This window comes from Lactobacillus sp. W8174 (genome assembly GCF_016100975.1).
GTDB lineage: Bacteria > Bacillota > Bacilli > Lactobacillales > Lactobacillaceae > Lactobacillus > Lactobacillus juensis.
This window is the reverse complement of sequence record NZ_JACFRN010000001.1, coordinates 109,003-127,662: the sequence shown is the minus strand read 5'-3', so window position 1 is coordinate 127,662 and position 18,660 is coordinate 109,003. Positions and strand designations below refer to the sequence as shown.

Below are 18,660 nucleotides of genomic sequence, written 5' to 3'. Positions count from 1 at the left end.
CTCAGTTATTTCGATAAAATTGCTTCAGGAGTGATAATTGTTTGAATTGGAACATCAGTTGCTTCTATTTTCCAAGCTGCAGTTTCAAAAATCATCTTCGAATTGACCAAAGCTACTGTCTTTGAACTAGGATGTTTTGCCAAAAAGCGATCATAATAGCCCCCACCAAAGCCTAAACGTTGATGCGAATCCAAAGCAAAAGCTAATCCAGGCACAATAATTAAGTCAAGATCATTATTAATCTGAGCGTCCGGTTCACTTACTTCAGCAACACCAAATTTGGACTTAGTTAACTTAGTCATATAACTATAATAAATAAAATCTTGTGAACGTTCACTGTTATCATTAGCCCGTGCTAAATAAACATCTTTTCCTTGATCCCAAAGCTGAGCAATTAGACCTGAGGTATCTACCTCATAAGTAAGAGAAGAAGTTATCCCAATGCTTTGGCATTTGTCAAGGAGTTCAGAATTCATAATATTCTTTAGTAGAACCTGATCTTCAGCATTCTTTTCAGCGGTTTCCGCAAAGCTGCTTAATTTTTCAACTTGTTGTTGTCTAATTTCTTTTTTTAATTTTGTCATGATTCTTCCATATAAAAAATAGCAGGAGCATAGGCTCCTGCCATATTGGTTAATTACTTAGTTTCACGATGAAGAGTAGTATGTCTTTCAACTGGGCAATACTTCTTCAAACTTAAACGTTCCGGATGCTTACGCTTGTTTTTCTTAGATAAGTAACTTCTATCGCCACATTCGGTGCATTCCAAAATGATGTTATCTGCCATTTCTTTCACCACCTACGCTTTTATTCTGACTGTATTATCTTAGCATTTTTCCTTTATTATTACCAGTAATATTCACAAAATTCTACTTTTTATGTAATTTAAAGTAGTCTTGTACCATTGCTTTCGTCATTTGTAGTGTGTAGGAACCTTCCAGTTCGGGATCAAGTCCCGGAAATATTACCGCTGTTGCTATTTCGGGATTATTTGATGGCGCATAGCCGACAAAAGTTGCATTAACCAGCTCAGGCGGATTTTTTTGGTTAGGATTATCTGGATCGTAATAAAATGTCTGTGCTGTTCCTGATTTACCGGAAATAGAAGGTTTCACGTTTTTTAATTTATGTGCGGTACCCCATGAATTTGTGCCATGAACAACGCGCCAAAAGCCTTGTCTGACAATATTCAGTTCATCTGAAGTCCAGGGTATCCGTAACTGAACTTCTGGCTTTTTATTGTAATCCACATAAATTTTTTTGCCATTATTTGAAGTTCGACCAATTGATTGCACAACGTATGGCTGCATTCTATAGCCGCCGTTAGCAATAGTAGAAACATACTGCGCCATTTGAATCAGGGTATAAGCATCATAGTTGCCGTAAGACAAGTCTAACACGGACCCCGAAAGAACTAATCCTTGATCATTAAATGATTTACCTTGAATTCCTGAAATTTCGCCCGGCAAATCAATACCAGTCTTTTGTCCCAATCCAAACATATTAAAATTATGCCGTAAAGGTTCGAACGCTGTTTGGGGCATATGGATAAAACTCTTGGGAACATAATCAGCTTTAATCCATTTCATTGCTAAATGCATCATGTAGATATTACTGGAAACTTCGAGTGCAGTTTCTGCATCAAGTGCACCAAATGTACCTATTGGATAAACTGATTTTTTAACAGGGGTACTTGGCAAATAAATTGGTGTATCGGGCATTACATTATTTGTTGGAGTAATTATTTTGTTAATTAATCCACCACCGACCATTGCACCTTTAACAGCTGAGCCCATTACAAAAGACTGATTAATTACGCCTAAGGCATTATTAGTAGTTTTATTCTTTTTAGGGTCACGATTGATACCTGCCATAGCTAAAATAGCGCCAGTTTTAGGATTCATGGCAACAGCATAGGCTCCATTTGAATAGTGAGCAGCACCGGAACCAACAGCTCCAGCATAAATTTTTTCCAATGAACTTTGGACTTCTTTTTGATATTTAGCATCAAGAGTCAAAACCAAACTTGCACCGGCTTGACCAGAATATACCGATTTCGATTGTTCAATATCGCCTGAATTTTTAGTCCAAACTTTACTCGTAGCTTTCGTTCCCTTTAGCAGTGGTTCATATTTTTCTTCCAAATATGACGTACCTACTCTGTCATTTCTAGAATAGCCATTGGTTAGATAATATTGTAAATTATCACTAGGTAAACCAGCCTTCTCCGTTGATACAGAGCCAATAATACTGCGAATAGAAGAACCGTTGGGATATGATCTTTGCCAGTCAGTACCAATACCTACACCAGGCAAATCTGAAAGATGCTCACCTACTTCTGCAATTTCTTTGTCTGTCAGATGATTATTTTTAATATAAATAGTAGAAAGAGTATAAGCACCAGAAATCTTATTGTAAATTAGAGCTGCTGTTTTCTCACGTGCACTTAATTTAACATGTTCAGCACTAACTTGCTCTTGTATTCTTTTATTAATTAAATTATCATCCTGAGTTTCTCTGACAGATTTAGGAACTTTAGCAGCTTCTTTAGCACTATTTTTTTTATTAGCCAAATAATAATCAATTACTTGCTGCTGTGTCGGTTTTTCGTCTTTAATTGAAATATATTGACTAAGAGAATTTGAAATTGTATAAATGTCTTCACTCGTAGTAGAAACACTTTTGGTATAAGTAATAGCATTTTTAGCTTTATTTCCTACCAATACGCGTCCTTTACTGTCATACATAACTCCGCGAGGAACCTGACTGGAAACAACAGCAGAATTAGATTTTTGCACTTCAGCCTTGAAGCGTGAACCATAGCCAATTTGCAAATAAGCCAGTTGCCCAATTAATGTAGCAAAAAGGACAAAAATAATTCCCAAAATTATCTTCATTCTAATTGGAGTAGAAGCTTGTTTTTTGGAATTATCATTTTTAGTCTTCAGTTTTTTCTTAAAAAAATTCAATTAGACTCATCCTCACTAAACTAGTGTAATTTTAGCAAAAACTAGATGACAAATCTATTGAGATGTTAACTTTTTGAAAAAACTTTAATAGATAACGTGTAAAAGGCAAATAATAAACTGGTTATAAACACTTTATGAAAAAATCTTCTGTAAATTTTCCATTTGTAATAAAATATTGGTGGGATAAAAAATTTAGAAAGAAGATCAAACTATGACACTTAAATATCAAATTGGGGTTGACGCTGGTGGAACCCATACTATGGCAATTGCATATGACTTAAAAGGTCAGGAACTGGCACGTGCTAAAGCAGGACCAGGTCAGGTAAACACAAATTATGAAAGTGCAATAACCAATATTACCAATACTATAAACAAGTTAATTGATGAAATTGACGGAGATTGCCAACGTATCTTATGTGGAATGGCTGGCTTATCTGTAGTTGGTCATGCACCTGAAGTAGCAGCTGAAATTTCGGCAAAAGTTAATAACTTACCGACTAGGGCAATTACTGATTCCCTTTTAGCCCTTTATAATGGCCTTGAAGGTGAAGATGGTGGTTTAGTAATTGCAGGGACTGGTTCTGTTTTTAATGGTTTACAAAATGGCAGAATTATCACCACTGGTGGATATGGCGCTATTCTAGGTGATGAAGGTTCTGGATACGCCATTGCACTATCAGCTTTGAAGTCAGCCTTGCTTAGTTGGGACAAACGTGAAAAAAACGAACTAATTCCAATGTTCAATAAATTGTTCAATGTTGACAACCTCAACGACGCTACTGCTAAATTTTATAAGACAGCAAATGCTGACTTTGCTTCAATGGCAGTTAATGTAGCTCAACAAGCCGATAACGGCAATTCTTTTGCTTTAAAAGTAATCAAGGAACAAGCAGAACTTCTTGCACGTGACATTATTATTGGCATGGATCGTTATGAAGACCCTAAACCAATGAAAATTGCATTGACCGGCTCTGTACTCGCCAACAACCATATGCTGCGAGATTTTCTTGAAAACAAAGTTCGGGAAAAATATCCGGACGCACAATTCTCAATTTCTAACGGTGAAAATGCTCGTGGTGTGGTCTTTGATAAAAGCAAAGATTACCGCTACTTTACCAGTCACTAGAATAATCATAAAAAAAGACCAGAACATATTCATTTACGAAAACGTATATGTTCTGGTCTTAATTTTTAATTTATTGCAAATAATAAAACATTCATGTAAAGGCTGCTAACTATTCTTCAACCTTGTTAATTACCACGTCAAACTTGCCACCAGGAGTTGAAATAGTTACCGTTTCGCCTTTTTTCTTACCTAAAATCGCTTGGGCAATTGGAGAATCATTAGAGATTTTACCATTCATTGGATCAGATTCATCGCTGCCAACGATGGTGTAAGTTTCTGGTTCATCTTCACCAACTTCAGTATAAGTAACGGTTTTACCCACTGCAACTTCATCTGGATCGCTAGAGTTAGCATCAACCACATGAGCATATTTGAGCATTTCTTCAACAACACTAATCCGGTCTTCTAAATGACTTTGTTCATCTTTAGCTGCATCATACTCAGAATTTTCAGATAAATCTCCATAAGAACGAGCAACCTTGATTCTTTCAATTACTTCAGGCCGTTTTACAACTTTTAAATTTTTTAATTCTGCTTCCAGTTTCTCTTTACCTTCAGCAGTCATTGGATATGATTTTTCAGGCATAAAATTTTCTACTCCTTAAAGTTAAAATTCTTTCTGCTTGGTCTATAATATTAACTTAAACTTTTAATGTCAACCATTAACGTATTTCCGCTTTAAGCAGCTTTGTGAGACTTGAATCAATAGAATTCATTGCCTCGTTAACAACTGAATCAGTTAATGTCTCATTTTCATTTAAAAACGTTAGACGATATGCAAAACTCTTTTTATCATCAGCAATATGAGACCCGCGATATACATCAATAATGCGCAAATCATGGAGATACTTGCCACCATTTTCTTTGATGACAGCTTCAACGGCTTGATTAGTAGTATCTTGATCCACCAAAATTGAAAGATCACGTTCAACGGCAGGGAATTTTGGTGCGGTTTGTGCAGTTGTTTGCGGGTTCAATATCAGGGGCACGATGGTATCAAGATCCAATTCATAGCCGTAGATTTCACTACCTTTCATTGTTTTGCTGGTTTCAGTTACTGGGCGACCAATCATTCCAATCATACCCACATAATTGCCTTTAATGTATATGCCAGCTGTTCTTGTAGGGTGCATAGCCATTATTATTTCAGCTTTATATTCAACATCATTTAAATCAATGCCCATTGCTAAAAATAAATTTGTCAGTTGACCTTTAACAAAGAAGAAATCAATTTTTTCATTATCGTGTTGCCAATTTTCAAAGAAAGCGTTACCGGTATAAAGTGTAGCCAAATGCTCGTGTTCATTATAGGTATTGTTTTCGTAATCATAGACACGTCCTTGCTCAAAAATTGCCAATTGATTTTGTTTACGAGCCATATTGTAACTAGCAGCATCAACCAGGCCTGTCATTAAATTTTGCCTTAGAGTTGATCGACTTGAATTTAAAGGCATTTGCACTTTAACAAGTTTCTTAGGCTCCTTTGTAAAAGCAATTGCTTTTTCAGGGGACGTTAATGAATATGAAATTGCTTCTATTAGCCCTTGACCACGAACAATATCTTTAATGTGTCTAATTGTTTCTTCAGTCTTGGAATAGCCACCATGGGTCTCAGCTAAAACTGGTTGTGTGGACTTGATATTGTCATAGCCATATAGGCGCCCAACTTCTTCAACCAAATCAGCCGGAATAGAAATATCCCAGCGCCTCGCAGGTACATCGACAGTTAGCTCATCACTATTTATTTCAGCCTTGAAATTCAAGCGGTTAAAAATAGCAGCTATCTCTGCTGGAGTAATTTTAGTACCCAAAACTTTATTAATGTAAGAAATAGTTGTCTTGATTTGTACTGGTTGTCTTTTTTCAGCACTACCCGTAATCACGCCCTGGTCAATCTTTCCTGAAGCGTCGTTACGTAATAATAAAGCAGCCATATCTAATGCTTTTGTCGTCGCATCCCAGTTGACGCCTTTTTCATAACGACTAGAAGCTTCCGTTCTATTAGCATGACGCAGGGCAGCTTTTCTAATTAAAGTAGGATCGAAAATAGCGGATTCTAACAAAACATCAGTAGTATCAGCTTCAATTTCTGAATTTAGGCCACCCATAACTCCAGCCATCATCACAACTTTTTTGCCATTAGTAATAACAATGTCTTCAGGATCAAGGTCGACCTCCTTATTGTTTAAAAGCGTCAATTTTTCGTTTTCATTAGCTTTTCTAACCACCAACTTATTAGAGGCAAAAGCACGGGCATCATAGCTGTGCATTGGCTGGCCTGTTAAAAGCATAATATAATTCGTTACGTCAACTACATTATTAATTGGTCTAATACCGGCGTTCCATAGCCGTCTTTGCAACCAAAGTGGACTGTCGCCTATTTTCACATTAGTAATTTTGCGCAAATAAAACTTGGGTGCAAGCTTGGAATCCACTTCTACTGTGAAATCTTGGGTCCAGTCCGGACCATCTTCTTTGAGAGTTACATCTTCAACTTGGACTGGTTTGTCGCTGATAGCTCCAACCTCATAGGCTGATCCTTCCATTGATAACGTATCAGCGCGATTAGGTGTAATGTCAAAGTCAAAAATATAGTCATCCATACCCAGAGGCTCAAAGGCTGATTGCCCCGGTTTTAAGCCTGCATCTTGCGGAAAAACATAAATACCATTGGCGTATTTTTCAGGAACGACATTATCAGGAAATCCTATTTCCTGTAAACCGCAAATCATTCCATTAGATTCAGTTCCACGTAATCTACTTTTTTTAATTTTTACATTATTGGCAATTCTGGCTCCAGGTAGTGCCACAATAACATCTTCTCCTGCGGCAACATTTGGTGCACCGCAAACAATTTGATGAGTCTCGCTTTCACCAACATCGACATGAGTTAAATTTAGATGAGTGCCAGCAATAGGTTTACAGTCAATAATATGGCCAACAACCAGTTTTTTCATACCTTCTTCAGGATGTTTGACTTCGGCTATTTCAACACCTGTACGTGTTATCTTTTCAGCTAAATCCTTGGGATCTTGATCTAACTTAATAAAATCTTTTAACCAATTGTATGAAACTAGCATTTATCTTTCCTCCCTGCTGAATTGTTCTAAGAAACGGACATCATTTGTGTAAAAATCACGAATGTCATCAATGCCATATTTAAGAATAGCAAAACGATCTAAGCCTACGCCAAAGGCAAAGCCGCCATAAACATTAGGATCAACCCCAGCATTTTGCAAAACGTTAGGGTGAACCATACCGGCACCTAAAACTTCTATCCAACCAGTATACTTACAAATAGAGCAACCCTTGCCATTGCAATTAAAGCAGGAAACATCCATTTCAACTGATGGCTCAGTAAAAGGAAAGTAGCTGGGACGCAATCGGGTTTCCCGATCTTGGCCGAAAATATGCTTGGCCATTAACTCTAAAGTACCCTTTAAGTCACCCATCGTAATGTTTTTGTCTACTACCATACCTTCCATCTGCATAAACTGGTGTGAGTGAGTAGCATCATCATCATCGCGGCGATAAACTTTACCAGGTCCAACCATTTTTAAAGGACCCTTAGCAAAATCATGTTTTTCCAAAACTCGGGCTTGGTCTCCAGAAGTCTGTGAACGTAATAAATCTTCTGCATCAATATAAAAAGTTTCCTGCATATCCCTTGCTGGGTGATCTTTTGGTAAATTCATCATTTCAAAGCAGTAGTGGTCTGTTTCAATTTCTGGTCCTTGTACTACTTCATAACCCATACCAATAAAATATTTTTCAAGGTCATCCAAAATAATATTGATAGGATGCTTGGTACCTAAGTGCATTTCCCGTCCAGGTAAAGTGACATCTATTTTTTCTTTTTCCAGTTGTTCTTTAACTAAGGCCTCTACTATCTCAGTTTTTGCATCATCAAGCCTACTGTTAAAAAGATCACGCAGTTTATTAACTCTTTGTCCTACTTCACGACGATCACTTGGGGCAACATCTTTCATCGAATGAAGAATTTCAGTTAACTCGCTTTTGCGCCCCATTAACTTGACGCGAACGTCATTTAGCATTTTCTCATTTTTAGCCGTACTGATCTCAGCTAAACCTTTTTCACGCAGTTCTTTTAACCTGTCAAACAAGTCCATAACTTTTTCCTTTCAAATCAAATAAAAAAGCTTCATCCCAAAAGGGACGAAGCTTCGCGGTACCACCCTAGTTTGGGCACCAAAATGCCCACACTCAAAATTCGCTAACGGTGAATACCGGAATGGATTAGATTCTACTAGTAAGATGAAATTCACAGTTCCGTTTAAACCTTTCTTTCAGCTCAATAAAAAGGTCTCTCTGACTAAATGATTGCTGCTACTAGTCTTACTCTTCGTAATTAGTTATTAGAATATATCTTTTTTAAAAAACATGCAAGAGGATTAGACAAATTAGACCCATTTATCGGCCCAACCATGAATTTGATCAAAAACGGGCTTTAATTCTTCACCCTTTTGTGTCAGACTGTAAGAAATAATTTTTGTTTTACCGTCAACTGAACGGTTAACAATATCTTCTTTTTCTAATTCCTTTAATCTTTCAACTAAAACACGGTCAGAGCAAGGCAGCACACATTGTGCTAAATCTTTAAAGCGCATATAATCTCCGGCACAGAGTGAACTAATAATTAAACCGTTCCACTTTTTACCAATAATTTTAAATGCGTTAATAAAATGTTTACAGTACTCATAATTAGGAGCACCACAATTAGCACAATTTTTGTCCTTAATACCTTGAGGCATGATACCGTCCCTCCCACAAGAAAGTGTCTGTTTCGCCTTTTATTATATTAAATATACTTACTAAAAACAAGCATTAATAGTTAAGAGAAATAGTAAATAATGATACCTGCTGCCACAGCAGCATTTAAAGATTCGGCTTGACCTTTGATAGGAATATATAATTTCTGATCACAGATTTCTGCTACTTCTGAAGTAACCCCATGTGCTTCGTTACCAATAACAATACCAACTTGTGGTACTTTTTTAAATTCTGGTAATTCCTTAGCATTTTTATCTAACATACTTGAATAAATTGGTATTGTATTATCCTGCATTTCTTTTATAACCGTTGATAAGTTTTCAGTAATTACATTGATATGGAATTGACTGCCCTGCATTGCGCGCTGCGTCTTGGGATTATAGATGTCAACACTTTCAGGGGATAAAACGACTCCATTAAATCCCGCTGCATCTGCAGTTCTGATGATTGTTCCCACATTTCCAGGATCTGCCAGATGATCTAGCAATACCCACTTACCAAAATTAAAATGGTAATTTTGCGGTTGACTAATTTTTAATACCATAAAAATATTTTGAGAATTTTTGGTACTTGCAAGATGGTGAGCAACGGAAAAATTGATTATGACGTTTTTTTTGCTTGTCACTAATTGGGGAAAAATATCTTTGATCTCAGCTAAAGCTTCCTCAGTCCCTAAAAGATACTCGTAGCTTTTTTTTGCTTTGAAGGCCTCTGTAACCAAGTGAAAGCCTTCAATCATATATAATCCATTTTCTTGGCGATATTTTTTTTGTTTTAATTTAGTTAAATTTTTTATTAGCTTATTATTTACGGAACTTAATTGTTCTGACATCTAAATCTCTTCTTTCATCTTTATCAATATATTATTTTAATTTCAAGCTGATAAAATGTTAAAATCAAGAAAGCAGGACTAGGAAGGATTATTATGGGATTTTTTAACAAGCACATGAACAAAAGAAAAAGCAATCCGACCAATGATTCAAAAGAAACTTGGCAGCTAACTGTTTCAGGTATCGTTCAAGGTGTAGGTTTTCGCTGGAGCGTGTTAAACCTTGCTCAAAAAATGGGGATGACTGGCAGTGTTCGCAATAACAGTGATGAAACTGTCACAATTACTTTACAAGCTGAATTAAGCCGAGTCAATCAATTTTGTTCTGAGTTGCCTAAGAATATTTCTCAATTTGCGCGAATTTCAAATATTAAAAAAGAAAAACTAACAAAAGTAAGCAAAATGAGCGGTTTTCATGTATTATATTAGTTATTGGCAAAAAATAATAATTGGGTGAATTGAATGAAAAAATTTCGCAAATATATCGGATTAATTACTGTTTGCTTAGCAGTCATGTTATTTGTGACTGCTTGTGCACAAAATGGAGGAGTTAATAAGCCGCCAACAGGCTTTATATACGGGTCGATTTATAAGTTTATTGGTAAGCCGATGCAGAATATCATGCTTTACTTCTCTAACCTCATAGGTGGAGCTAATGGGGCTGGCTGGGCCATTATCATAATGACATTTGTAGTTAGAATGATTCTCTTGCCGTTAATGCTTAATCAGCAAAAGAAATCAACTACCCAGCAAGAAAAAATGGCACGCCTGCAACCGCAGATGAAGCTAATTCAGGATACTATGAAGCGCAAAGATCTCAACCAGGACCAACAAATGACATTGGCTGGCTGGCAGCGTGAACTATATTCCAGTAACCACTTATCGTTAACAGGTGGAATGGGGTGTTTGCCATTAATTATCCAGTTTCCAATTATGATTGGAATTTACGATGCAGTGATGTACTCACAAAGCTTGGCTAGTTCTTCATTCTTTGGCATTTCATTAAGTAGCAGATCCATATCGGTAACTGTTATCGCAACTATTTTTGCATTCTTACAAGGTTACCTTTCACTTGTTGGCATACCGCAGGAGCAAAAAAAGCAAATGCAGTCAATGATGCTCATGAATCCTATTATGACGCTCTTCATCTGCCTTTCGGTTTCTGGGTCGGTTGCTTTATATTGGGCAGCTGGTAACATCTTCTCTGTTATTCAGCAACTGATCGTTTCCTTCGTTATTATGCCTAAAGTTAAAAAAGAGGTTGATGAAGAATTAAAACGTGAACCTATCAAAGAAGTAGTAACAAAAGAAAAAGTAGACGAGCTTCTTAATGTTAAAACGGCTTCTCCGGTTCAGTCTGAGCAAACGAAAGAATTGCACGAAAAGTTACGTAATCGTAACAAAGGAAAACAACAAAAACGACACTAGTTGTTGGTTTATAAAATTCAGAAGCAAAAAGACCTTTTAAGTCTATATTTGATTACATTGAACAAATAATCAATAGACTTAAAAAGGTCTTTTTTAATTAGTTTCTTTTTGATCTTTCTTTGCTTTTTCAGCTTGTTCACGTTTATGCAGTTTTTCGGATTGAGACTTTGAAAGTGCCGGAAATTGCATTATAAACTGACTACCCTGTCCTTCAACAGATTCAACACTGATTTTTCCATGATAACTAGTAACTAATTTTTGGGCGATTGATAAACCTAAACCGTTACCGCCCTTTTCCCTTGTTCTTGCTTTATCAACTCTGTAAAATCTATTGAAAATTTTACTTTGTTCCTTTTCGGAAATACCTTCACCAAAATCTTGAACTATAATATGCACGTCATCTTGTGATAAGCCAGCTGATACGTTAATTTCCTTGCGATCTGTAGAATATTTAATCCCGTTATCAATTAAAATAACAAGTAATTGTTCAAGGTGCCCTTGATAAATTTGAATTTCCGTAGCAATTGGCAAATCATCCATGTCCAGCCTGATGGCAAAATCCTTGTGAACAAGTGACATATCACCAACAACCCGTTTTAGAACATCTGAAACCTTGGTGACTGCATTAGGATACTGCACATTAATTTGTTCCGCACGTGTTAAATCCAACATTTCTTGAATTAAATGTTGCATCCTTTTAGCTTCTTGTAAAGAGGCATCTATTGATTCTTCCAAAATCTCCGGATCGTCCTTACCCCAGCGTTTGAGCATGTTTAAATGACCTTCAATTACCGCAACAGGAGTGCGTAGCTCATGAGACACATCGCCCACGAATTCTTTTTGCTGATCAATATAGCGTTGCATCCGATCTAGCATTTGGTTAAAAGAAACTGCTAATTCTTGCAATTCATCATGACGGTGAAAATCCCTGATTCTGGCTGTACTATTAGGATCATCATTGACTTCCATAGCAACCCGGGACATTTCTTTTACAGGCTTAACAATGTCGCGAACAATTATATAAGCTACTAATGTAAAAAATACGATGGCAATTAAAGAAATTCTCACCATCCACTTTAAAAGGTCTTTCATTAACCCGTTATAGTAGGTCATTTTATTGGCAACAACAATATATCCTGTAACTTTTCCTGAATGAGCAGCTCTAACCTTTTGATAAGTAATTAATTCTTGTTTATGATTCTTATTAACGCGAGTCATCTCATAGTCACTTTTTATTTTTTTAAAAGGTAAAATTTTGCCACCATTATCAAAGACATCCTCTTGTCTAAGGTTATAAACGACGACACTCAAATCAGGGTTCGTCAGTGATGACAACAAGTCGTCATTAAATGCACTGCTTTTGCGTTCGTCAGAACCTATCGGTGGATTGCCTTTTAATACTTCTCTGGTCGATGGTGTTAATGCAGGAACAACATTTGCAATTTCTAATTGATTTGGAATTCTGTTCAAACTACTATTGAGTTTGCTTACCATCTCATTTGATGTTTGCTTTTGCTGGACCATCGATTGCTGACCAACAAATGAATATATTATTACGGAAAAAACAATAAAAGAGACCATAATCGTCAAGGCAACGACACTAACCCACCGTAATACAAGCGATGAATGCTTGGTCTCTTTTGATCTATTTTTACTTCTTTTCATCATCCTCATCTCTTACCATGTATCCAGTTCCACGAACCGTCTTGATATATGATTGTTTGCCAGGAATGTCAATTTTATTGCGTAAATAACGTACATAAACTTCGACAACGTTAGTTTCGATATTTGAGCCCGGTCCCCAAATTTTTGCGAGCAACTGATCACGGCTAACAACGTTATTCTTATTCTTAATCAAGGTCATGAGCAAGTTATATTCACGCTTAGTTAAATCAACGGCTTTACCATCGCCACGACGAACAATTCTGTTAGCAGTTTCAATAGTAAGGTCTTTAAATTTAACCACTTTCTTCTCGACTGAATCGTCTGAAGCATCTTTTTCAATCTTGACACGACGTAAAACTGCACGTAAGCGAGCTAAAAGTTCTTCAATTGCAAATGGCTTAACAATATAATCATCGGCACCATGATCAAGACCAGAAACACGGTCAATAACAGAATCGCGTGCAGTCATCATAATGATTGGTGTGCTCTTAACTTGACGAACTCGACGGGCAATTTCTAAACCGTTAAGATCAGGAAGCATAAGATCTAGCAGAATCGCATCAAAGTCTTCTTTTAAAGCCAAATCCAAGGCCTTGCGACCATTACTTTCAACCACGGTATCATATTTTTCATGTTTTAATTCCAATTCCACAAAACGCGCCAAATTTTTTTCATCTTCAACAATTAATATTCTTGCCATTTTTCGTCATCCTTTTAAAACTTAATTTTGATTAATTTAATTTAATTCTTGTCAACAAGTAAAGCATACTTTAAAAATGCTTTTAAAACAAGATTAAAAACCAGCATTTCAACAATACTGATTTCTAATTATATTTAATTATTCTTATTTAACTAATTGTGGTTCTCATTATTTTCTTTAAATAAATCTTTTAATTTAGCAAAGGCAGGGTTTATTTGCTCCTTTTCTTTCTTATCAAACTCGTCTTCTGAAATCACAGCCCAACCTTTCCCTTCAGGATAAATATTTTGTTCTCTTTCTTCTGCAGTCAAAATTGTAGTTGGAATATTCAGTAAAATATTGTCTTCAATTGCTTTTTGCAAGTTAATAACTTCGTTTTTTACTTTTACGATTGGGATGTCACTTTCAGCAATTTCTTCTTTAGCCACATCTACATCCGTATAATTCTCACTAAAGCGAAAATTTTCTGTATATTCAACAGGATTCAAACTACGGCTAGAAGGAACAATCAGATTGGCTTGGACTTGAAAGTCTCCTGTAACATATGGTTGATTGTAAAATGCATCACCTGAAACGGTCACATTATCAACTCGATAAACTAAGCCATGACTTCGCTTGATAAATTCCTCTGTTAATTCAAGCTCGCATTCAATATGGGTCAGAGGTTCATTACTATTTTTTATTTGAATAAAATTTAAAGTTAACATTTAGACCTCCAGCGGACGTTGACCAAAGTTTTGATCAACTGCCATAAGTTGCTCAAAAAAGCGATCAACCCGTAATTGTAATTTCATTGAACCATTTTTAGTATTTTTTTGATCAACCTTCGAAATAATATTCGCAGATGTTTTTTTCCTGATTTCTTTAAGATATTTTCTCCCGAGTTTGCTGTAGCCTAGAAGTAGAAGCGATTCATAGTTAAAGCTATCAATCATGTCTTCCTGAGTTACATTTAAAAGGGTATAAAGGCTAAGACGGCGCAAGCGCGAATATGTATAACGCTTTGACTTAACTCTTCGCAAAAATTCCGTAAAGGTTTGTGCTGCATGAATTTCATGTTTCATTTTATACTCCAGACCTTCACTCATTTGGTATATTCTTCTCAATTCTGAAACTGAAGAAGATTCCAACCTATACTTCAAAAAGGGAAACAGCAGATTCCAATTTGGATAATTTTTCTGTTGGAATAAAAGCTGTACCTCTTTTTTAGGCAGCCATTGCTCTAAAGTATAATTAGTCTCATTATGGAGAATCATATTGCGAATTGCACTGGCACTTTGAACAACTTTGTTGCTCTGCAAAACATCGTCATGTCCGGCACCAATCCGATTAACTGGATGCAAAACTAAGGGAGTTCCCAGATTATGATTAGCAACAGCATAAGCCAAAGCAAGAATCGCATTGGGCTCACTAACTTCATGACCAACTTCTCTTGCTACCATTTGGTTATATTGGGTTGAATAAGTTTGACTGTAATCATTAAAGTCCATATGACTTTGTGGGATTTCAGCAATCTTACTACCTAAATAAGCATAATTTTGTGTAGCATCTTCAACACCAAAAATTAAGTCAGTAACGCCAACTTTGACCAATTGATCTATACTGCCAAGTGCAAACAAATCAGCTGGTTCAACCGAAGTGGAAAATGGCAGTTCAAATACTAAATCAGCTCCACTTTCAAGCGCTGCTTGCGTGCGAGACCACTTATCCATAATTGCCATTTCCCCACGTTGAACATAATTGCCTGACATGACAACGATGATTGGGTCTTTACTGCCAGCAATGTATCGAGCCTGATTCATTAAAAATTCATGCCCACTATGGAAGGGATTGTATTCCGCTATGATCCCTACTACACTCATTGTTAGCTAATCTTCCTTTAATTCTAATTTTTTACCGTTAACCCACAGTTTTTCAACATTGTAAAAATCACGTGCATCTTCAGTAAAAACATTTACAACAACATCGCCTAAATCGAGCAAAAGCCAATTTGATTCACTCGTGCCCTCAACGCGATAATCATAATAATTAACCTTGTGAGCTTCATCAATGATAGCATTAGCTATCGCATGTAATTGTCTGTTTGAACCAGCACTGGTCACAACATAATAATCAGCTAAAATACTGTGACCTTGCATATCGTAAGCTGCAGTATCTTCTCCATGACGATCACTAATTGCCTTTAGAGTAAAAGCCAAAATTTCTTTACTAGTCAATTTTTCTCCTTATTCTTTAATACCCCAAACATTATAAGCGTCTAAAGTACGTGGATAAATTTTATTTCTTTTCTCAATTAAAAATTCAAGAGTATGTGCTAATTGATAGCCGACTCCCTCATCAAGATTAGCATAAGTTATTTTACGCGCTTCTTCAACTCCTGGAAACGACCTGCCGGGTTCAATGTAATCAGCCATGAATACAATTTTATCTAAAGTCGTCATTTCAACGTCTGCTGTTGTATGCCTGCGTACTGCCGTTAAAATTTCTGAATCAGTAATTTTCAGATCTCTCTGGATAAAATATGTACCCACAATACCATGCCAAATGCTGCGATTCCAATTTAACAGATCTTGATCAAAACCCTTGGTTTTAATAACTTCACGATATTCCTCAACTGAAACTTGTTTTGCATAATCATGTATAAATCCGGCTAATGCGGCTTTATCTATATCATATTGGTTTAGCTCGGCTAATTTTTGAGCAGTTTTGCTAACCCCAATACAATGCTTGAAACGGTCTTCAGTCATATTACTTTTTTCCTTAGCCACAATTTCAGCACTAGATAAAGTTGAATAAGTCTTTTTGAAAAATAAATCATTCATGATATAAGCCTTTTTTCTGAATATAATTTCTCACTGTATCAGGTACTAAATATCTGATTGAGCCCCCAATTGCAATAGTTTGTCTCACAAGGCTGGAACTAATTGCAATGGCAGGAACATCAACCCAAATCATTGGCAATTTGGCTTTTTGGGGGTATCCGGCTCTTTGAACTCCAACAAGAGTTGCCAGTTGAGCCAATTTAGTAGGCTCTTTCCATTCACCTAAATTATTAACTTGATCGCTGCCCATAATCAAGTAATAATGATTTTCGGGTTGAGATTCACGCAAATATCTTAAGGTATCAACTGTATATGAAACTCCTCCACGATATAATTCAAATAATTTTACTTGAAACCGGGGGTTATCTTGGGTACCCAACTCAAGCATATTTGCACGATCTTGGGCAGAAACTACTGGCTGATCCTTTAAAGGAGGAACATTGGTCGGAATAAACCAAACTTCATCAAGATGGAGTTTAGTCAATACTTGTTCCGCTACTATTAAATGACCTAAATGAATTGGATTAAATGTTCCACCAAAAATACCGATTTGACGGCCTTTTTTAGGCTCTATTTTTTCCTCGGCTACTTCAACAGTTGGCGTCTTTTGATAATTCTTAGCAATAGCAATCATTATATCCTCTAAATTAATGCACGTCTAATACCTAAACCAATTTTATCTGGTGTATATATTCTAACCAAACAATTTGCGGGAATGGTAACAAAACCTATTCCACCAAAGAGCAAATCACTTTTTTCTTTAGTATGATATTCCTGTCCTTTTAAAGGCGGCAACTCAGCATTTTGTGATGGCGGATTAAGTAATTCGCCAAGGTGTTTTGCATAGAAACTATCAGCATTTTCCGTTTTAGTCCTGTGAATATATAATCCCCGTGCTGCATAAACAGTAAAACTTGCTTTTTCCCCTTTTAAAAAGTCTACTCTGCCTAATCCAGCTAAAAATAATGTGTTACCTGGATTAAGCTGAAAAGTTACGGGTTTAAGCTGCTTTTGTGGTGAAATCAGGCTCAATTCCTGAGCACTCAAACGCGTGGCCAGTTGATTTTCCGTTATTATACCTGGTGTGTCAACTAAGAAATGACCATTTGCCAGAGGTATTTCAATTTTATCAAGTGTTGTTCCCGGAAAACGGGAAGTGGTAATCAAGTTCTGAATTTCACCCATCTGGTCAATAATTGCATTAAGAAGAGTGGATTTACCTACATTAGTTGTTCCTACAAAATAAACATCTTGATCATGTGAGTTTTGATCTAAATACGCTATCAGTTCTGGCAAATTTGTCTTGCGTTTTGCACTTACCAGAAATATTTTTTTAGGATGTAAACCAATACGATTGGCTTCTTGTCGCATCCAATCCTTTATTTTGCTTTGACGCGAATTTTGCGGGAAAAGATCAAATTTATTGCCAACAAGAATAAAATCATTCTTTCCAATAAAGCGTTTAATTGCAGAAAGCAAGGAGTTAGTGAAATCAAATAAGTCTACAACATTTACAATTAAGGCTTTCTTCTCTGACAAGGAGTTTAATAATTTTAAAAAATCATCATTGTCAGCCTTGACTGGCATGATTTCATTATAATGGCGTAAACGAAAACAACGTTGACAATAGATATCGTTGCCGTCAGCTCCACTCTCTTGCGCCTGTTTTAAACGAGAGGCAGGCAAATAACCTGCTTCTTCTGCATTATCAGCTTGAAGAACTGCCCCGCAACCAATACAAATAATTTGGTCATCCATTTTTTAATGTCTCCTTAAATGTAACCGGGTGTGAAAGGTTTAAAAAGAAAAAAATAATTTTCTCAAAAAAACGATTAATACGCGTATTCCACTTATCAGTTTGAATAAGCGGTTTTACTAGTACGGATTCTACACCAGCCAAATTTCCTGCCTGTATATCTGTAATTAGCTGATCACCAACCATCATAACCTGGTCTTTTTTTAACCCCATGCTCTTTCTCTTTTTAGTTATGGCAAAGGGCAACGGCTTTTTCGATTTGGCTACAAAGTCAATGTGATAAGGATTTAAAACTTTGCCCACTCTTTCCGCATTGTTATTAGAAATCACGACTAATTTAATATTAGCTTGAGCTAGTTTTTTATTGAGATTATTCATTTTTGCAGCAGTTTCAAATTCATTCCAAGCTAAAAGAGTATTGTCTAGATCTGAAAATACAGCTTTGATACCTATTTGCGTTAGCACTTTAATATCTAAATGATAAATCGTGTCAATTGTATAGTGTGGTCTGAATAACATTCAATTTCCTTCTTATCTATCATTGCACTAGTTTAATATACCAAATTATCTACTG

General features: G+C 36.2%; 20 protein-coding genes and 1 other annotated feature. Of the genes, 3 read left to right on the top strand and 17 right to left on the bottom strand.

Annotated elements, in window-relative coordinates:
* Window positions 1-5: 5 nt before the first annotated feature.
* From H3U49_RS00765 to H3U49_RS00755, 3 genes are all read right to left on the bottom strand, one after another.
* Window positions 6-584, bottom strand: a complete 579-nt coding sequence (locus H3U49_RS00765) for a 5-formyltetrahydrofolate cyclo-ligase (RefSeq protein WP_198178878.1) — start codon at window positions 582-584, stop codon at window positions 6-8.
* 53 nt (window positions 585-637) lie between these two features.
* Window positions 638-787: a 50S ribosomal protein L33 gene (gene rpmG, locus H3U49_RS00760; protein ID WP_081945351.1), complete on the bottom strand. Its 150-nt coding sequence runs from the start codon at window positions 785-787 to the stop codon at window positions 638-640.
* A gap of 82 nt (window positions 788-869) precedes the next feature.
* Window positions 870-2,969, bottom strand: coding sequence for a penicillin-binding protein 2 (locus H3U49_RS00755; protein WP_232347671.1), 2,100 nt, complete (start codon window positions 2,967-2,969; stop codon window positions 870-872).
* Window positions 2,970-3,180: 211 nt separating this feature from the next.
* Here H3U49_RS00755 and H3U49_RS00750 point away from each other — a divergent pair, with 211 nt between their 5' ends.
* Window positions 3,181-4,095, top strand: coding sequence for an N-acetylglucosamine kinase (locus H3U49_RS00750; RefSeq protein ID WP_198178876.1), 915 nt, complete (start codon window positions 3,181-3,183; stop codon window positions 4,093-4,095).
* A gap of 109 nt (window positions 4,096-4,204) precedes the next feature.
* Here H3U49_RS00750 and greA read toward each other — a convergent pair whose 3' ends face one another.
* The 5 genes from greA to H3U49_RS00725 all read right to left on the bottom strand — a co-directional run bounded on the left by greA (window position 4,205) and on the right by H3U49_RS00725 (window position 9,718).
* Window positions 4,205-4,681, bottom strand: a complete 477-nt coding sequence (gene greA / locus H3U49_RS00745; RefSeq protein WP_034980198.1) for a transcription elongation factor GreA — start codon at window positions 4,679-4,681, stop codon at window positions 4,205-4,207.
* A gap of 76 nt (window positions 4,682-4,757) precedes the next feature.
* Window positions 4,758-7,175: a phenylalanine--tRNA ligase subunit beta gene (gene pheT / locus H3U49_RS00740; protein ID WP_198178874.1), complete on the bottom strand. Its 2,418-nt coding sequence runs from the start codon at window positions 7,173-7,175 to the stop codon at window positions 4,758-4,760.
* Window positions 7,176-8,225: a phenylalanine--tRNA ligase subunit alpha gene (gene pheS / locus H3U49_RS00735; RefSeq protein WP_198178872.1), complete on the bottom strand. Its 1,050-nt coding sequence runs from the start codon at window positions 8,223-8,225 to the stop codon at window positions 7,176-7,178.
* Between the two features lie 39 nt (window positions 8,226-8,264).
* Window positions 8,265-8,468: a binding site (T-box leader), on the bottom strand.
* A gap of 48 nt (window positions 8,469-8,516) precedes the next feature.
* The gene (locus H3U49_RS00730) at window positions 8,517-8,867 is read right to left on the bottom strand and encodes a helix-turn-helix domain-containing protein (RefSeq protein ID WP_198178870.1); all 351 of its coding nucleotides are present in this window, start codon (window positions 8,865-8,867) and stop codon (window positions 8,517-8,519) included.
* An 80-nt stretch (window positions 8,868-8,947) separates the two neighbouring features.
* A complete protein-coding gene (locus H3U49_RS00725) occupies window positions 8,948-9,718 on the bottom strand; it encodes an RNA methyltransferase (RefSeq protein WP_198178868.1) in 771 nt (256 codons plus the stop codon).
* 93 nt (window positions 9,719-9,811) lie between these two features.
* Between H3U49_RS00725 and H3U49_RS00720 the strand changes: the two genes are divergently transcribed.
* Together H3U49_RS00720 and yidC are read left to right on the top strand one after the other, a co-directional pair.
* Entirely contained in the window at window positions 9,812-10,144 is a 333-nt protein-coding gene (locus H3U49_RS00720) for an acylphosphatase (protein ID WP_232347672.1), read from the top strand.
* A 33-nt stretch (window positions 10,145-10,177) separates the two neighbouring features.
* Window positions 10,178-11,143, top strand: coding sequence for a membrane protein insertase YidC (gene yidC / locus H3U49_RS00715; RefSeq protein WP_198178867.1), 966 nt, complete (start codon window positions 10,178-10,180; stop codon window positions 11,141-11,143).
* A gap of 93 nt (window positions 11,144-11,236) precedes the next feature.
* Here the strand turns inward: yidC and H3U49_RS00710 are convergent, their stop codons facing one another.
* From H3U49_RS00710 to H3U49_RS00670, 9 genes are all read right to left on the bottom strand, one after another.
* Window positions 11,237-12,817, bottom strand: coding sequence for a HAMP domain-containing histidine kinase (locus tag H3U49_RS00710; RefSeq protein ID WP_198178866.1), 1,581 nt, complete (start codon window positions 12,815-12,817; stop codon window positions 11,237-11,239).
* Window positions 12,795-13,508, bottom strand: coding sequence for a response regulator transcription factor (locus H3U49_RS00705; RefSeq protein WP_198178865.1), 714 nt, complete (start codon window positions 13,506-13,508; stop codon window positions 12,795-12,797). The genes H3U49_RS00710 and H3U49_RS00705 overlap by 23 nt, the downstream gene beginning before the upstream one ends.
* 152 nt (window positions 13,509-13,660) lie before the next feature.
* Window positions 13,661-14,215, bottom strand: a complete 555-nt coding sequence (locus H3U49_RS00700) for a DUF177 domain-containing protein (protein WP_198178864.1) — start codon at window positions 14,213-14,215, stop codon at window positions 13,661-13,663.
* A complete protein-coding gene (locus tag H3U49_RS00695) occupies window positions 14,216-15,370 on the bottom strand; it encodes a nucleotidyltransferase (protein ID WP_198178863.1) in 1,155 nt (384 codons plus the stop codon).
* Between the two features lie 6 nt (window positions 15,371-15,376).
* Window positions 15,377-15,724, bottom strand: coding sequence for a ribosome silencing factor (rsfS, locus tag H3U49_RS00690; protein WP_045928307.1), 348 nt, complete (start codon window positions 15,722-15,724; stop codon window positions 15,377-15,379).
* Between the two features lie 9 nt (window positions 15,725-15,733).
* Entirely contained in the window at window positions 15,734-16,330 is a 597-nt protein-coding gene (gene yqeK, locus H3U49_RS00685; protein WP_198178862.1) for a bis(5'-nucleosyl)-tetraphosphatase (symmetrical) YqeK, read from the bottom strand.
* Window positions 16,323-16,964: a nicotinate-nucleotide adenylyltransferase gene (locus H3U49_RS00680; RefSeq protein ID WP_198178860.1), complete on the bottom strand. Its 642-nt coding sequence runs from the start codon at window positions 16,962-16,964 to the stop codon at window positions 16,323-16,325. Before H3U49_RS00680 ends, yqeK begins: the two co-directional genes overlap by 8 nt.
* 8 nt (window positions 16,965-16,972) lie before the next feature.
* Entirely contained in the window at window positions 16,973-18,088 is a 1,116-nt protein-coding gene (yqeH, locus tag H3U49_RS00675) for a ribosome biogenesis GTPase YqeH (protein ID WP_198178857.1), read from the bottom strand.
* Window positions 18,081-18,605, bottom strand: a complete 525-nt coding sequence (locus H3U49_RS00670; RefSeq protein WP_198178855.1) for a YqeG family HAD IIIA-type phosphatase — start codon at window positions 18,603-18,605, stop codon at window positions 18,081-18,083. Before H3U49_RS00670 ends, yqeH begins: the two co-directional genes overlap by 8 nt.
* Between the last annotated feature and the right edge of the window lie 55 nt (window positions 18,606-18,660).

What these genes read in the sequence shown, in the direction of transcription:
- yqeH (WP_198178857.1), bottom strand. Translation starts at nt 18,088, where the DNA reads ATGGATGACCAAATTATTTGTATTGGTTGCGGGGCAGTTCTTCAAGCT.
- H3U49_RS00750 (WP_198178876.1), top strand. Translation starts at nt 3,181, where the DNA reads ATGACACTTAAATATCAAATTGGGGTTGACGCTGGTGGAACCCATACT.
- yidC (WP_198178867.1), top strand. Translation starts at nt 10,178, where the DNA reads ATGAAAAAATTTCGCAAATATATCGGATTAATTACTGTTTGCTTAGCA.
- rpmG (WP_081945351.1), bottom strand. Translation starts at nt 787, where the DNA reads ATGGCAGATAACATCATTTTGGAATGCACCGAATGTGGCGATAGAAGT.
- H3U49_RS00695 (WP_198178863.1), bottom strand. Translation starts at nt 15,370, where the DNA reads ATGAGTGTAGTAGGGATCATAGCGGAATACAATCCCTTCCATAGTGGG.
- H3U49_RS00765 (WP_198178878.1), bottom strand. Translation starts at nt 584, where the DNA reads ATGACAAAATTAAAAAAAGAAATTAGACAACAACAAGTTGAAAAATTA.
- yqeK (WP_198178862.1), bottom strand. Translation starts at nt 16,330, where the DNA reads ATGAATGATTTATTTTTCAAAAAGACTTATTCAACTTTATCTAGTGCT.
- H3U49_RS00720 (WP_232347672.1), top strand. Translation starts at nt 9,812, where the DNA reads ATGGGATTTTTTAACAAGCACATGAACAAAAGAAAAAGCAATCCGACC.
- H3U49_RS00700 (WP_198178864.1), bottom strand. Translation starts at nt 14,215, where the DNA reads ATGTTAACTTTAAATTTTATTCAAATAAAAAATAGTAATGAACCTCTG.
- pheT (WP_198178874.1), bottom strand. Translation starts at nt 7,175, where the DNA reads ATGCTAGTTTCATACAATTGGTTAAAAGATTTTATTAAGTTAGATCAA.
- H3U49_RS00705 (WP_198178865.1), bottom strand. Translation starts at nt 13,508, where the DNA reads ATGGCAAGAATATTAATTGTTGAAGATGAAAAAAATTTGGCGCGTTTT.
- greA (WP_034980198.1), bottom strand. Translation starts at nt 4,681, where the DNA reads ATGCCTGAAAAATCATATCCAATGACTGCTGAAGGTAAAGAGAAACTG.
- H3U49_RS00710 (WP_198178866.1), bottom strand. Translation starts at nt 12,817, where the DNA reads ATGAGGATGATGAAAAGAAGTAAAAATAGATCAAAAGAGACCAAGCAT.
- H3U49_RS00670 (WP_198178855.1), bottom strand. Translation starts at nt 18,605, where the DNA reads ATGTTATTCAGACCACACTATACAATTGACACGATTTATCATTTAGAT.
- pheS (WP_198178872.1), bottom strand. Translation starts at nt 8,225, where the DNA reads ATGGACTTGTTTGACAGGTTAAAAGAACTGCGTGAAAAAGGTTTAGCT.
- H3U49_RS00725 (WP_198178868.1), bottom strand. Translation starts at nt 9,718, where the DNA reads ATGTCAGAACAATTAAGTTCCGTAAATAATAAGCTAATAAAAAATTTA.
- H3U49_RS00680 (WP_198178860.1), bottom strand. Translation starts at nt 16,964, where the DNA reads ATGATTGCTATTGCTAAGAATTATCAAAAGACGCCAACTGTTGAAGTA.
- H3U49_RS00730 (WP_198178870.1), bottom strand. Translation starts at nt 8,867, where the DNA reads ATGCCTCAAGGTATTAAGGACAAAAATTGTGCTAATTGTGGTGCTCCT.